Annotated in this window: 12 protein-coding genes; 5 read left to right on the forward strand and 7 right to left on the reverse strand. The window is 62.2% G+C overall.

The window, feature by feature from the left end; genetic code table 11:
• Positions 1-146: 146 nt before the first annotated feature.
• The 4 genes from ACQ5BL_RS23390 to ACQ5BL_RS23405 all read left to right on the forward strand — a co-directional run bounded on the left by ACQ5BL_RS23390 (position 147) and on the right by ACQ5BL_RS23405 (position 4,481).
• Positions 147-1,172, forward strand: a complete 1,026-nt coding sequence (locus ACQ5BL_RS23390; protein WP_243805315.1) for an outer membrane protein assembly factor BamD — start codon at positions 147-149, stop codon at positions 1,170-1,172.
• Between the two features lie 137 nt (positions 1,173-1,309).
• Positions 1,310-1,546 (forward strand): PP0621 family protein, encoded by a 237-nt coding sequence (locus ACQ5BL_RS23395; protein ID WP_243805314.1) that lies wholly within the window; start codon positions 1,310-1,312, stop codon positions 1,544-1,546.
• Complete coding sequence (locus ACQ5BL_RS23400) at positions 1,536-3,125, forward strand: sensor histidine kinase (RefSeq protein WP_243805313.1); 1,590 nt, start codon at positions 1,536-1,538, stop codon at positions 3,123-3,125. The genes ACQ5BL_RS23395 and ACQ5BL_RS23400 overlap by 11 nt, the downstream gene beginning before the upstream one ends.
• A gap of 15 nt (positions 3,126-3,140) precedes the next feature.
• Complete coding sequence (locus ACQ5BL_RS23405; protein WP_207887877.1) at positions 3,141-4,481, forward strand: sigma-54-dependent transcriptional regulator; 1,341 nt, start codon at positions 3,141-3,143, stop codon at positions 4,479-4,481.
• Between the two features lie 114 nt (positions 4,482-4,595).
• Here the strand turns inward: ACQ5BL_RS23405 and thiO are convergent, their stop codons facing one another.
• The 7 genes from thiO to ACQ5BL_RS23440 all read right to left on the reverse strand — a co-directional run bounded on the left by thiO (position 4,596) and on the right by ACQ5BL_RS23440 (position 12,528).
• Positions 4,596-5,705: a glycine oxidase ThiO gene (thiO, locus tag ACQ5BL_RS23410; RefSeq protein ID WP_243805312.1), complete on the reverse strand. Its 1,110-nt coding sequence runs from the start codon at positions 5,703-5,705 to the stop codon at positions 4,596-4,598.
• A gap of 480 nt (positions 5,706-6,185) precedes the next feature.
• Positions 6,186-9,527, reverse strand: coding sequence for a pilus assembly protein (locus tag ACQ5BL_RS23415; RefSeq protein WP_243805311.1), 3,342 nt, complete (start codon positions 9,525-9,527; stop codon positions 6,186-6,188).
• A 14-nt stretch (positions 9,528-9,541) separates the two neighbouring features.
• Positions 9,542-10,087: a hypothetical protein gene (locus ACQ5BL_RS23420; protein WP_207887501.1), complete on the reverse strand. Its 546-nt coding sequence runs from the start codon at positions 10,085-10,087 to the stop codon at positions 9,542-9,544.
• Positions 10,084-11,037, reverse strand: coding sequence for a PilW family protein (locus tag ACQ5BL_RS23425; protein ID WP_243805310.1), 954 nt, complete (start codon positions 11,035-11,037; stop codon positions 10,084-10,086). The genes ACQ5BL_RS23420 and ACQ5BL_RS23425 overlap by 4 nt, the downstream gene beginning before the upstream one ends.
• Before the next feature lie 3 nt (positions 11,038-11,040).
• Positions 11,041-11,586 carry a type IV pilus modification protein PilV gene (pilV, locus tag ACQ5BL_RS23430; RefSeq protein ID WP_243805309.1) on the reverse strand — a complete coding sequence of 182 codons (546 nt, stop codon included), beginning with the start codon at positions 11,584-11,586 and terminating at the stop codon, positions 11,041-11,043.
• Between the two features lie 31 nt (positions 11,587-11,617).
• A complete protein-coding gene (locus tag ACQ5BL_RS23435; protein ID WP_279577217.1) occupies positions 11,618-12,160 on the reverse strand; it encodes a GspH/FimT family pseudopilin in 543 nt (180 codons plus the stop codon).
• Positions 12,139-12,528 (reverse strand): type IV pilin protein, encoded by a 390-nt coding sequence (locus tag ACQ5BL_RS23440; protein ID WP_347881010.1) that lies wholly within the window; start codon positions 12,526-12,528, stop codon positions 12,139-12,141. Before ACQ5BL_RS23440 ends, ACQ5BL_RS23435 begins: the two co-directional genes overlap by 22 nt.
• A gap of 361 nt (positions 12,529-12,889) precedes the next feature.
• Here ACQ5BL_RS23440 and ACQ5BL_RS23445 point away from each other — a divergent pair, with 361 nt between their 5' ends.
• On the forward strand, positions 12,890-13,402 hold the full coding sequence (locus tag ACQ5BL_RS23445; RefSeq protein ID WP_243805308.1) for a GspH/FimT family pseudopilin: 513 nt from the start codon (positions 12,890-12,892) through the stop codon (positions 13,400-13,402).
• The last annotated feature ends 133 nt before the right edge of the window (positions 13,403-13,535 follow it).

Genomic DNA, 13,535 nt, shown 5'->3' on the forward strand with positions numbered 1-13,535 from the left:
CGGGACACGAAGGGCGCGCGGCCTTTTGGTTCGGCTGCACGCTGTGGTTAAATACGGGGCCTTTGTCCCAGGGTAACCCCCTGGGGCGCCAATCATAACAGACGGTTGCGGCCGCGACAGCCGACCGTCCAGGGACGCAAGCCGCCATGCAAGTGAAACACCTGCTGCTGATCGCCACCCTCGCCTTCGTTACCGCCTGTTCTTCCAAGGGCGACAAGGTGGATGAGAACCTGAGCGAAAGCCAGCTGTACCAGCAGGCACAGCACGATCTTGACACCAAGAGCTACACCAACGCCGTATCCAAGCTGAAGGCGCTGGAGTCCCGCTATCCGTTCGGTCGCTATGCGGAACAGGCCCAGTTGGAACTGATCTACGCCAACTACAAGAACATGGAGCCTGAAGCGGCGCGTTCCGCCGCCGAGCGCTTCATCCGCCTGCACCCGCAGCATCCCAACGTCGATTACGCCTACTACCTCAAGGGCCTGGCCTCCTTCGACCAGGACCGTGGCCTGCTGGCGCGCTTCCTGCCGCTGGACATGACCAAGCGCGACCCGGGCGCTGCCCGTGACTCCTTCAACGAGTTCGCCCAGCTGGTCAGCCGCTTCCCGAACAGCCGTTACGCACCGGACGCCAAGGCGCGCATGATCTACCTGCGCAACCTGCTGGCCGCCTACGAAGTGCACGTCGGCCACTACTACCTCAAGCGCCAGGCCTATGTCGCCGCCGCCAACCGTGGCCGCTACGTGGTGGAAAACTTCCAGGAAACCCCGGCCGTCGGCGATGGCCTGGCGATCATGGTCGAGGCCTACCAGCGCCTGGGCATGAACGACCTGGCCGACACCAGCCTGGAAACCCTGAAGCTGAACTACCCGGACAACCCGAGCCTGAAGGACGGGCAGTTCGTTCCGCGTGAAGACGAGGCCGACAACCGCTCCTGGCTGGCCAAGGCGACCCTGGGCCTGATCGAGACCAACGACGCCCCGCCGCACATGGAAACCCAGGCGAGCAAGGACGTCATCAAGCAGTACGAAGACGCCGAGCAGCAGATTCCGGCGGAGCTCAAGCCGGAGAACCAGTCGGACGTGCAGGAAGAACAGCACGAGTCCGAAGGCAACGCTGGCGGCAGCGACCGCTCCTGGTTCAGCTACATGACCTTCGGCATCTTCGACTAAGTAACGCGGATGCGATGAACAAGGGAGGCTTCGGCCTCCCTTTTTCGTGGGTGATCGTCCGTCGGCGCGGACCACGTCTCTGTGCGCGACCGCACGCCTTGGATACACTGCGGCTCTCTATGGAATAAGGGAACGCCATGACCCGCCTGCTGTTCTGGATTCTACTGTTCGCACTCGGCTGGTGGCTGTGGCGCAAGGCCACCCGCCCTGCCCGCCCCAGCGCACCGGAACCCCGCGAGGAGCAGACCGTGCCCATGGTGCGCTGTGCCCAGTGCGGGGTGCACGTCCCGCGCGGCAATGCGCTGCAGGACGAGAGCAACTGGTACTGCAGCCGTGCTCATCTCGAGCAGGACCGTGCAGACCGTGGCCACTGAGGACATTTCGCTCACCGGGCAGGGACGGCGCGTCCTGCGCCTGTATCACCTGTACCGCCTGACCATCGGCCTGGTGCTGGTACTGCTGATTTCCAGCAACCTTGACGGTGAAATCCTCAAGCCCGCCCAGTCCGAGCTGTTCCACCTCGGCTGCTGGACCTACCTGGTGGTCAACATCCTGATCGCCGTCCTGATGCCAACGCCCCGGCAACTGCTGGCCCTGTTCATCCTGGCGGCCCTGGATGTACTGATGCTCAGCGGGCTGTTCTATGCCGCCGGCGGTATTCCCAGCGGCATCGGCACGCTGATGGTGGTCGCCGTCGCCATCGCCAACATCCTGCTGCGTGGCCGGATAGGCCTGCTGATCGCCGCCCTGGCGTCCATCGCCCTGATCTACCTGACGTTCTACCTGAGCCTCACTCAGACCATCGCCTTCAACCACTACGTACAGGCCGGCAGCCTGGGAGCCCTGTGCTTTGCCTCTGCGCTGCTGATCCAGGCACTGGCACGCCGCCAGCAGGTCATCGAAAACATCGCCGAGCAGCGCGCCACCACGGTGGCCAACCTCGAAGAGCTCAATGCCCTGATCCTCCAGCGCATGCGCACCGGCATCCTGGTGCTGGACGACCAGCAACGCGTGCTGCTGGCCAACCAGAGTGCCACCACCCTGCTCGGTGGTCAGGAACTGACCGGGCAGCCGCTGGCCGAGCACAGCCCGGCGCTGCTGAACAGCCTGCGGCTGTGGCAACAGAACCCCGCCCTGCGCCCGCCCAGCCTGCAGCCACACGACACCGCCCCCAGCGTGCAGCCCGCCTTCATTCCCCTGCACCGCGGCAGCGAACAGCACACCCTGATGTTCCTCGAAGACATCTCGCAGATCGCCCAGCAGGCGCAGCAGCTCAAGCTGGCCTCGCTCGGCCGCCTGACCGCCGGCATTGCCCACGAAATCCGCAATCCCCTGGGCGCCATCAGCCACGCCGCGCAACTGCTGCTGGAATCCGAAGAACTCGACCCGCCGGACCGGCGACTCACACAGATCATCCAGGATCAGTCGCGGCGGATGAACCTGGTGATCGAGAATGTGCTGCAGCTGTCCCGCCGGCGCCAGGCCGAACCGCAACTGCTCGACCTGAAAGACTGGCTGCACCGCTTCGCCGGCGAACAGCACGAAGGGCTGCGCAATGGCGAGCAACTGCATGTGGAAACGGGGCCCGGCACCGTGCAGACGCGCATGGACCCCCACCAGCTGACGCAGGTGCTGACCAACCTGGTCCAGAATGGGTTACGGTACAGCGCCAAGAAGAACGCAACCGGCCAGGTGTGGCTGCGCCTGTTCCGCGACAGCGAAACCGACCTGCCGACCCTGGAAGTCCTCGACGATGGCCAGGGCATCGCGCCCGAACAGCGGGGGAAGCTGTTCGAGCCGTTCTTCACCACCGAAAGCAAGGGCACAGGCCTCGGGCTGTACATTTCCCGGGAACTCTGTGAAAGCAACCAGGCGCGCCTGGACTATAAAACGCGTGACGAAGGCGGCAGTTGCTTCCGCATCACCTTCGCCCATCCACGCAAACAAAGCTAAGAACACGCAAAGAGCATGAGCCGTCAAAAAGCCCTGATCGTCGATGACGAACCCGATATCCGCGAGCTGCTGGAGATCACCCTCGGCCGCATGAAGCTGGATACCCGCAGCGCCCGCAACGTCAAGGAAGCTCGCGAGTTCCTGGCCCGCGAGCCGTTCGACTTCTGCCTCACCGACATGCGCCTGCCCGACGGCACCGGCCTGGACCTGGTGCACTACATCCAGCAGCGCCATCCGCAGACGCCGGTGGCAATGATCACCGCCTTCGGCAGCCTGGACACCGCGGTGCAGGCGCTCAAGGCCGGCGCCTTCGACTTCCTGACCAAGCCGGTCGACCTCGGGCGCCTGCGTGAACTGGTCGCCACGGCGCTGCGCCTGCGCTTCCCCGATGCGCAAGAGGCCCCGGTGGACAATCGCCTGCTGGGCGATTCGCCACCCATGCGGCAGATGCGCAACCAGATCGCCAAGCTGGCGCGCAGCCAGGCGCCGGTCTACATCAGTGGCGAATCCGGCAGCGGCAAGGAGCTGGTGGCGCGCCTGATTCATGAACAGGGTCCGCGCGCGAATATCGCCTTCGTTCCGGTGAACTGCGGGGCGATTCCCTCCGAGCTGATGGAAAGCGAGTTCTTCGGCCACAAGAAAGGCAGCTTCACCGGCGCCGTGGAAGACAAGCAGGGCCTGTTCCAGGCCGCCAACGGCGGCACCCTGTTCCTCGACGAAGTGGCCGACCTGCCGCTGCCCATGCAGGTCAAGCTGCTGCGCGCGATCCAGGAAAAGGCCGTGCGCGCCGTCGGCGGCCAACAGGAAAACGCGGTGGACGTGCGTATCCTCTGCGCGACCCACAAGGACCTCGCGGCGGAAGTTGCCGCCGGCCGCTTCCGCCAGGACCTCTACTACCGGCTGAATGTCATCGAGCTGCGCGTGCCACCGCTGCGCGAGCGCCGCGAGGACATTCCGCTGCTCACCGAACGCGTACTCCAGCGCCTGGCCGGCGATGCCGGTCTGCCCGTGGCAACCGTCAGCCCGGACGCCGTGGAGAAGCTCAAGAGCTATCGCTTCCCCGGCAACGTTCGCGAACTGGAGAACATGCTCGAGCGCGCCTACACGCTGTGCGAGAACGATGTGATCCAGCCGCACGACCTGCGCCTGGCCGAGACCAGCTCGGGCGGCGACAGTGGCGGACAGGCGAGTCTGGCGCAGATCGACAATCTCGAGGACTACCTTGAAGACATCGAGCGCAAGCTGATCATGCAGGCCCTCGAAGAAACCCGCTGGAACCGCACCGCGGCAGCGCAGCGCCTTGGCCTCACCTTCCGCTCGATGCGCTATCGGCTGAAGAAGCTGGGGATCGACTGAGAAAGACTCGTCGCAGGATCGCGGACGGAGTCCGCTCCTGCGAGAGCGACATCGTGCATTCCCCGTAGGAGCGGACTTTGTCCGCGGTTGGCGGGCGTGGCCCGCTCCTACGGATCAATCCAGCGTCGTTGCCACCAGGCGCCCTTCCGGTGCATAAGGCGCGGCTTCGATGATCGGCGGGCGCTGCTGCATCAGGTCCGCCAACAACTGGCAGGACGCCGGCGCCAGCACCAGGCCGTTGCGGTAATGCCCGGTGTTCAGCCACAGGCTGCGATGACCCGGCACCTCGCCAATGAACGGAATGCCTTGCGGCGAGCCCGGACGCAGGCCCGCCCAGTGCTTGATCGGCTCCTGCTCCGCCAGCGCCGGGAGCAGCTCCTCCGCCGATGCGCACAGGCTGGCCAGCGCTTCGGCGGACGGTGTCTTGTCGAAGCCCGCATGTTCCAGGGTACTACCTACCAGGATGTGGCCGTCGCGCCGGGGAATCGCATAGCGTCCCTCGGCCAGGACCATACTGGAGAGGAAATCAGGCGCGCAGCGGTACAGGATCATCTGTCCCTTCACCGGCTCGACCGGCAGCTCCAGCCCCAACTTCGCCAGCAGCTCGCCACTCCAGGCCCCCGCCGCCAGCACCACCGAATCCGCCGTGAAATCCCCCTGCACAGTGCGCACACCCTGTACCTGCTCCCCGGTCTGGAGGAAACCGGTCACCTCGACCTGCTCGCGTACGGAAACGTTGGGCATCCGCACCAGCGCTTCGCGCAGCGACCGGGCCAGGCGCGGATTGCGCACATTGGCGACGCCGGACATGTAGACCGCGCGATTGAAGCCCGGCCCCAGCGCGGGCACGGCGTCATGCACGGCGGCGATATCCACCTCCGACAGCGGACGTCCCTGGGCACGGGCCCAGGCCAGTGCTTCGTCCTGGTCGTCCAGATCCAGCCAGTACAGGCCGGTCACGTGCACTTCCGGGTCCACGCCGGTGTCCGCCAGAAGCCGCTGGCCAAGGCCCGGATAGAAGTCCTGCGACCAGTGCGCCAGATTGGCCACCGCCCGGCTGTAGCGCCAGGGATAGAGCGGCGAGACGATCCCGCCGCCGGCCCAGGAAGCCTCGCGCCCGGTTTCGCCGCGCTCCAGCAGGAGCACCTCGGCCCCGGCCTGCCCCAGGGTCCAGGCCGACAACAGGCCGACGACCCCGCCACCCACCACGATCACATCCGGCATACAACGCCCCACATCACTTACGGAAAACCAAAGGGAAATCGCCAGTCGCGCACTATACCGGGCAACGGGAATGACAGGGTGACGGGCGGCAACTACAGCCACGCCGGAAACGCCCTACAGCGGCATCAGCCTCATCGAACTGCTGGCGGCACTGGTATCGCCCTATCCCTATCAGCATCCGGGCTCGGGCGGCTACTTGACCAGCATCGCCTGCCGGTCACCACGACATCCGCCCAGTCCCCGGCAGTGTCGGCGTGCAGCAGAACCGCGCATTCCACGCCGAAGCCTCGCGACTTCGAAAAGAGCGCAATCGGTTACAAGATCATCATCGATCGTGCAGGCCGAATCCGAAACGAACGCGCCTCGAGCGGCACATTGTCCGTCCTGGGCTGTATATGAAGGGAGGTGAGACAGTTCTACAGGGAGGAGAAGAACGAGAAAGGGCGGCCCGCGAAGCAGGGCCGCCCTGTGACAGATGCATCAACGATCCACGTCGGTATTCCAGTACACCCGCTTGCGGGTTTCATCCGTTGTCGGCTTGATCTTGTTCGGATTCAGGCCCTGGCAGCCGATGCAGATGGTGATCACCTTGTCATCGGGATCCTTCACGACGATTGTGCTCAGGGTTGGGGCAATTGGCATGCCACCACCCGTGATCACTACTGAGCGATCCCGCTCACAGGACGAGCCATTGAACAGGCTCATCTGATAGCCCGTGGAGACACCGGGACGCGTGCACATCCCCACCTTCGCGCCGCCAGGCTGGAAGCTATTGAACAGCACGTCGCCACCGCCGATAACCGCCGGGTTCACGATCTGCTCTCCGCGCCCCGCCAGACTCATGTACCACCCGCGCTTGTCGCCCACCCCCGGGAGGACTCCCGGGGCAGTGCAGGCCGGCGCCGGGGTGGCATCGTTCATCAGACTGCCATCGAGGTTGACGGCCTGCGAGCTATCGTTCGCACTAGGGCTGCTGGGAGTGTCGAGGAACACATAGAAGCGATCATCCACGTCCTGCACATAGGGATAGTTGGTGATCAACGGGCGCTCGCGGTTACCTGATCCCAGGGCGACATAGACGCTGTTCTTGTAGGCTGCCACGGCCGGCGCATTGAGGAATCGCCGCCCGGCATTGTGGGTAAAGGCAATTTTCGGCATTGTCCAGGCAGCCTTGGCCAGGGGCGCCAGAGTGCTCGGGTCTACGAAGTTGAGCCGATACAGGTTGCCCGCGGCATCCGCGACATAGGCAAAGTCCGCATTGCCATCGAAATTGAGGTCAACGAGGCTGACGTCTGCAGGCACTGGGGCGTCGGTAGCGAAAAAGCCCAGTTTGTCGCCGGTAACGGCATCGAGCACATAAACGCCCTTGCCCTTTCCCGACGAGCAGTCAAAGGAAATCTGGTCAGGATCAAGGCAATTGTCATAACCCGCACCGAAGATCACGACCGAATTGCTCGGATTGGTCGTACCGCCCGCGTACCCCCTCAGCCTTGCCCCACGCGGTGTCGACCAGGTCTGGCCCATGTCGTCAAAACCAGTATCGCACCCTGCATCCGTGCATCCATGTCGCCACAGTAATGCCGGGGAGTCCGGGTTGGTCACGTTGAACGCATAGACCATGCGCCCTCCGCGCCTCATCGTCGGGTAGATATAGGCCAGATCGACCTGGTTGTTGCTGTTGTAATGGACAATCTGCCCCGCCGAGCCGTCAAAGAAATAGTCCTTCGGCGCCACCGGTGTGGTGCCGGTAGGCTGGTTCGGGAAGCTCACCAGCGGACTGTTGGCGTACAGGCGCTTGATCCTGCCGTAATGTTCGGGAGCGAGGAAAGTCCATTTCTCCGCGCCGTTCTCTGCACCCACCGCGCGGAACAGACCATCATTGCCGCCGTAATAGAGCACCGTACCGGTGGTGCCACCGTAGTTGATCGGCAGCGGTCGCGAGTGGATGACATCGCCGTGAATGCTGGGGCGGCTGATGGGGTTGGGAGCAGCGGGCAGGGTCTCCCCAACGCCGGCAATGCTCCCTTTCAGGTAGCCAAAGAGGGTGTCCTTGGTAACTGTGCTGTCCACATCGCTGGGGCCGAACATGCTTGATGTCATGGCAGTAAGAGCACCACTCGAAAGCGTCAATATGCTCCGATTGGCAATGGTACTTTTACGCGCAACCTGGGCCGCCCCGCCCTTCTCCACGAAATCACCATCGGGAATATCCGACCAGACGTTGATGGAGCTGAAGGCGGTATCGGTGCACTTGCTTCTGGGCGGCGGAGTAACGCCCAGGCCATTCCAGTAGCCTTGGGAGTCCGTACTCCAGTAACTTTGCGTACAGTCCTCGACAAAGCCCGTCGCCGTAGATACAGCCTTCCGGCCAACCGAATCGGCCAGATCGGGGACTCCGTTGAACAGGGCAATCTGATAACGCTTGAGATTGCCAAACCAGCGCGGCTTGGTTTGTTGATCAGGGCGGAACATACCGATGAAGACCTGGTTATCCTGCTGAGCGCGGTTGGTTGCGCTCAGCGGCAGGCTCACCGCAGCGAAGGTGGAACTGACCGACAGGATATCGGACAGCGCCGAGTTGAGTGAGCTGATCAGCTCCGCCTCACTGCGCGCGGCAAAGTAGTTGCCGCCACCTACGCCCTTGGAAGCACTCAGCATCAGCCCGGTATTGTCAGCGTTCTGCTGCGCATTGAAAACATCGATGGCATAGGTGATGACGGGCACCCGCTGAGTCACCAGGTCGCCGCTTTCATTCGGTGCCGTTACCGGCACACCGTAATTGAAGAGGAACTTGGTCCAGTCATCGAGGTTCCATGCAGCGCCGGAGGTGGAGTTTACGGTACCAGTGGGCGTGACGGTGGTACTGCCCGCCCGCTGCACGTCCAGATGGTATTTCTTGTTTGCGCAACTGTTGTCCTTCTTACCGGAGGGTGCAATACATGAACAGTTTTCCTGGCCGACACATAGCCCGGTACCGGTAGATTCAGCGGTCGTACACGCTGCTACCTCGGTATCGGCATAGCACTGCGCCGACTTGCCCAGTGTCTCCGGCGCGCCGGTCACCGTGGTAAACAGGGGAATGGGCAGCGCGGTCCCGGAGCCATCACCAGCCAGTTTGGCCGGGGTCGCATTCACCGCTTGGTAGAGCGCCCTCAGGGCAGCGCTGTTGGTGGCATTATCGGACGCGGGGCCGCTACTGTTGGGGTTGCTGATGAAAATAAGGAATGTCTTCGCGCACACGCTGTCGGCTGCCAGCGGCGAGCGGAATGTCGAGTAGGCCGAGGTATAACCGTTTGCGTCCGCCTTGGAGGCAACTGTACCTTGGCCGGCGAAGCTCTGCTGGAAGCCGCCCAGGTAGTTGTAGAGGTCGTAGATCAAGTTGCCGTATGAGGTATTCGAGTTGCGCTTCTCGTCCGTAGAGTTGATACCGTTATAGATTTCGTCCAGCTTGGTATTCAATGTGGCCTGGCTGGACGTGGTCAGCTTCTGTAGTGCAAAACGAACGAAAGCACCGTCCTGATTGGCGTTTCCGCCGGTCGTGAACTCCAGCAAGCCAACGTTCAGCTTGTCGGTCTGCCCGGCCAGAGCACTGCGAATCGCCCGGACCTCGGACTGCCCCTGCTGCTGGCCGCCAGGCCACTTCTGGCTCTGCCGGGCCCAGTTGGAGGTGTTGTCGAGAACGAAGATGACATTGGGCAGGCTGGAGTCGGTGGTACCTCCCCTGACGAAGATGTCGATGTCCTCGGCCTTCGCCCCCACGAACGGAAAAGCCAGGGCGAGGATATAAACCGTCACACGAAGCGTCTTCAGCCAGGTATTCATGTAATTTTCCTCAACTATTTCGGGCAGGCCGTTTCGGCATCGTCGCTGCTCGCGCGAATGGCCACGCCTTGCCGAGTGACCGTTACTGCTGACGTCAGGTTGTCCGTGGCGGTTGCGCGAAGCTCCCAGACGGAGTTGACGCAGAGGGAGTCTTCCCGGTCCTGAATGAAACATCCCGCATCCGCGGGCTTGGACACGTCCAGTTCGGAGTTCTTGATTGGCAGCACGATCACACAGGACGGACGATCCACGACCACGGTGATGTCATTGACGCCGTCACCATTGACGTCATAGCACTTGGTATTCGCGTTGACGCATGAGTTGGCGAAGATGTTGCCCGGATTCTTGGTGAACAGGCTGGTGCTGATGGCCTCTTCCAGTGTCGCACTGGCCGCATTCTCGGCCAGCTCCCGACTCTCCAGGTTCTGTACGACCTTCAGGTTGGTCTGGGCAAGGTTGAAGCCCGCAACCGCCAACAGCGTGACCAGCAGCAACATGATCAACGCCACCGCCAGCACGGCGCCCCGTTGCCGATGTACGCCCCGATTGAAGCGGCTCATGGCGCCTGCCTCCGTCCCGAAACATTGTTCAAATACACGGTGGTGGAGTAGACCTCCCGCTTGTAGCCCGTAGCCCCCGTCGGCACGCTGTAACTGCTCCCACCCAGTTGATAGGTACGCCCATCGACATAACCGGGAGTCTTCTCCAAATTTCGCGCCACCAGCCAGATGCGGATAGCCACCACATCGGGCCACTGAGTGGCTGTCGGAGTCGCCGTGAATAGATCGACAGCGCCATCTCGCGCGACAGGAGCCGTATCCAGGCCATACTCGAAATGCAACTGCTCGATACCCTCAACCAGTTGAGTCGCGCCAGAATAAGCACCGTTGCCCAACTCAACCCGACTCAGTACATCCGCCCCCGAGATGAAATACACCCGGCTGAGCAATCGGTAGATGGGAGCCGCGGTGGTGCAGTCGCGTTTCTTGGCTGTCAGATCGGTGGCCGCGGTCTTCACCAGCGGCACACCCGGGTTCTGCGTTGCACAGGCCGAAACCTGCAGGTGGAAATAGCCTTCTGCAAAGGCATCGCACCCGCTGCTGCCCGTCGCGCAAGTGCTTGCGCGGCGAATCGCCAGATAGTCACTACCGGACTTGGCTGTCGAAATGCAGGCTGGCGCCGTGCCTGTAACCGAACCGCCTTGTACGGGCACACCCAGGGAGTCATCGATGTCGGCCGTACTCAGAGGACAGAGAGGCGGCAATGTAGCCGGCACGTTCTGGGTCCCGGCCTCTCCCCAAAATCCTGCGTTACTGATCTCATCGCTCAGCAGCGTCAGCGCATAACGGCCGTTCTCAACCTGACGGCCGCTCTTTTCCATTTCGCTGCGAGTTCGGCTGTTGTTGGTGAAGATGACGGTGACGGCCAACAGGATCACCAGGCCCAGCGCCATGGCGATCATGACCTCGATCATCGAAAAGCCACGCTGCCCAGTGTTCGTGACAGGCATAGATCAAACTCCCAGGTATGCCAGCGTGACATCGATGTAGATCGCACGGCGCATACTGTCATCGCCGCCGAAGCTTCCCTTGCCGCAGGCATTGGCCGGGGAAACGGTGGGGGTTGTCCCCATCCAGGCTACCGAAACGCGAATAACTGCCTCAGCCTTGGCAGCTGTTTTTATTGTGGATATGCACCCGCGTGCACCGATCATGCTGCCGATCTGACGGCTGTCATCGGTAGTCACCGAGGCCCCCTTCAGTGCCTGGTTCCAGGCACACAGGTCCTTTCCAACTACGTCAGTAGCACTGCAACCGCCGTCACCGGTGGTATTTCCGACTCCGTACACGGCAGTGCTCACATAGCTCTCCGAGCGGGCCGCGGCTGGATTGCTGCGAATCCGGTTGGCCATGTCTTCGGCAAGCGTCAACGCCTGGGCACGCTGGTAGGCCTCGAACTGCGAATTGATCATGCGGCTTTGCAGGCCGGCGAGCCCCAACAGCCCTATCGCCAGCACCAGCATGGCGACCAGTACCTCGATAAGGGTGAAGCCACGCACTCCTGTCTTATGGAGTCTGTCCGCCATCATTTCAGCAACCTCCCTTGGCGGAAGTGGCACGACCATCAATTCCCAACGACACACAGCGAACCTTCCCGCTGTCCTGGCTGGCGGTGACCTCGAAGCTGACCACGGCGCCTGCGCTCAAGCGGCCGGAGGGGCGGAACGTCACCTGAGAAGCGGCGGAATCTATCTTCACGCCATCACCCAACGAGTTCTTGGCGAGTGGATTGTTGTCGTTGCCTGTGGCCGGATTCTGGATAAGCCATCCCTGTGCCCAGGTCTGCCCCGAGGCAGGGCGCAGCGTGATGACGACACCGCGCTTGATCGCCTCGACGCGCGCCAGTATCAGCGCCGACTGCAGATCGGTAGTCGCCGCTCGGACACGCTGGTCGGCGATGATCGATTTGAACGACGGGATACCGATGACCAGCAGAATGGAAAGGACGAGCAGGCTCACCATCAGTTCCACCAGGGTGAATCCCCGATGTTCCTGGCCGAGAGAATGGCTGCAAGCCCTCCCTGCCGGCGTCTGGCCACGACCCAGGCCCCTCACCAGACGCCCTTGGTCCATGTTTTGGTCCCCGCCTGATTGATCGAAAGGTCGCCGTCACCTGCCTGCATCGTGCCACTCTTGGGCGCGGCTTTAGCGGTAAAACTGGGGGGAAGTCCGCTGCCCACGGTTATCGTGATGGTGTAGTTAGCTGCAACCCTGCTGGGCTGGCTTGCCCCGAGGGTCGTATCGCTGTCGGCATAGGCGCGCGCGTCCATCAGATACTGTTGCTGGCGCTGGGCGATATCCATCAGGTACGCCTGGGCCTCACTGCGGTTCGCTCGGATCACGTATTGCTTGTACGAGGGATAGGCAACGGCCGCGAGAATGGCAACGATCGCCACCGTGATCATCAATTCGATCAAGGTAAAACCACTGTTCCTACGCACGGAATACGACTCCTAAATCCTTAACCGGCGTAGGAAAGATCACATCTAACAACACCCAAAATCCATGTACCAAGGACAATTGGTGCATTTATATGTGTGAATGGTTGCAGCTTTTTCTCCCTGACAACCACCTTTGTGAAGCAGATCACAAAATCAACCGCTAGCTACTAAAGGGTGTAGCCAGATCTTCAATCCCCAAAACCGATTGGATTGCCTCATGTACTGGTGCAGAGCAACCAGGTGACGGGTAACAACTACAGCCAACCCGGAAACGCCCTACAGCGGCATCAGCCACTACACCTGGTTGCGCCACACTGACCGTCAATACTTCCTGGCGGGAACCACAAACCAGGGATGGCTCATGTCCAAACACAACGGCTTCAGCCTCATCGAGCTGCTGGTGGCGCTGGCAGTCCTCGCCATCGCTCTTTCCCTGTCGGCCCCCGGCTTCGGTCGACTGCTCGACGAGCATCGCCTGCAGGTCGCCGCGCAGGAGCTGCAAGCAGCCCTGAATCAGACTCGAGCGACCGCCGTGCTGACCGGGCAACCGATCAGCATCGCGGCGCTCGACGGTGACTGGGCCCATGGCTGGATACTCTTCGTCGACAGCAACAACAACGGTATTCGCGAGCCCACCGAACAACTGCTGGCCACCCACACCGCCCTACCGAACATCACCGTCATCCCGGACAGCACCTCCCGCCGCTACGTCCACTACACGCCCGGCGGCTACAGCATTCAGCCCAGCGGCGCCTTCCACTCCGGGCACTTCGTGCTCTGTGCCAACACGCAGTCCGCCTCGCGGATCGTGATCAACAGGGCCGGACGGATTCGCCGGGAATCCAGCGAAACAGACCCACTCTGTCCTCGTTGACCCACGTCACAGGCGAGCCGCGACACCCGTCACATAGACGCCAATCGAATGACCGAACATCGCGCTATAGCGAACGGTCATCCGTCTAGATAGGACATTTCCTACGACAGACGGCAGCATTGCCGCGACTTAA

The sequence above is a fragment of the Pseudomonas sp. B1-22 genome (assembly GCF_050474425.1).
Lineage (GTDB): Bacteria > Pseudomonadota > Gammaproteobacteria > Pseudomonadales > Pseudomonadaceae > Pseudomonas.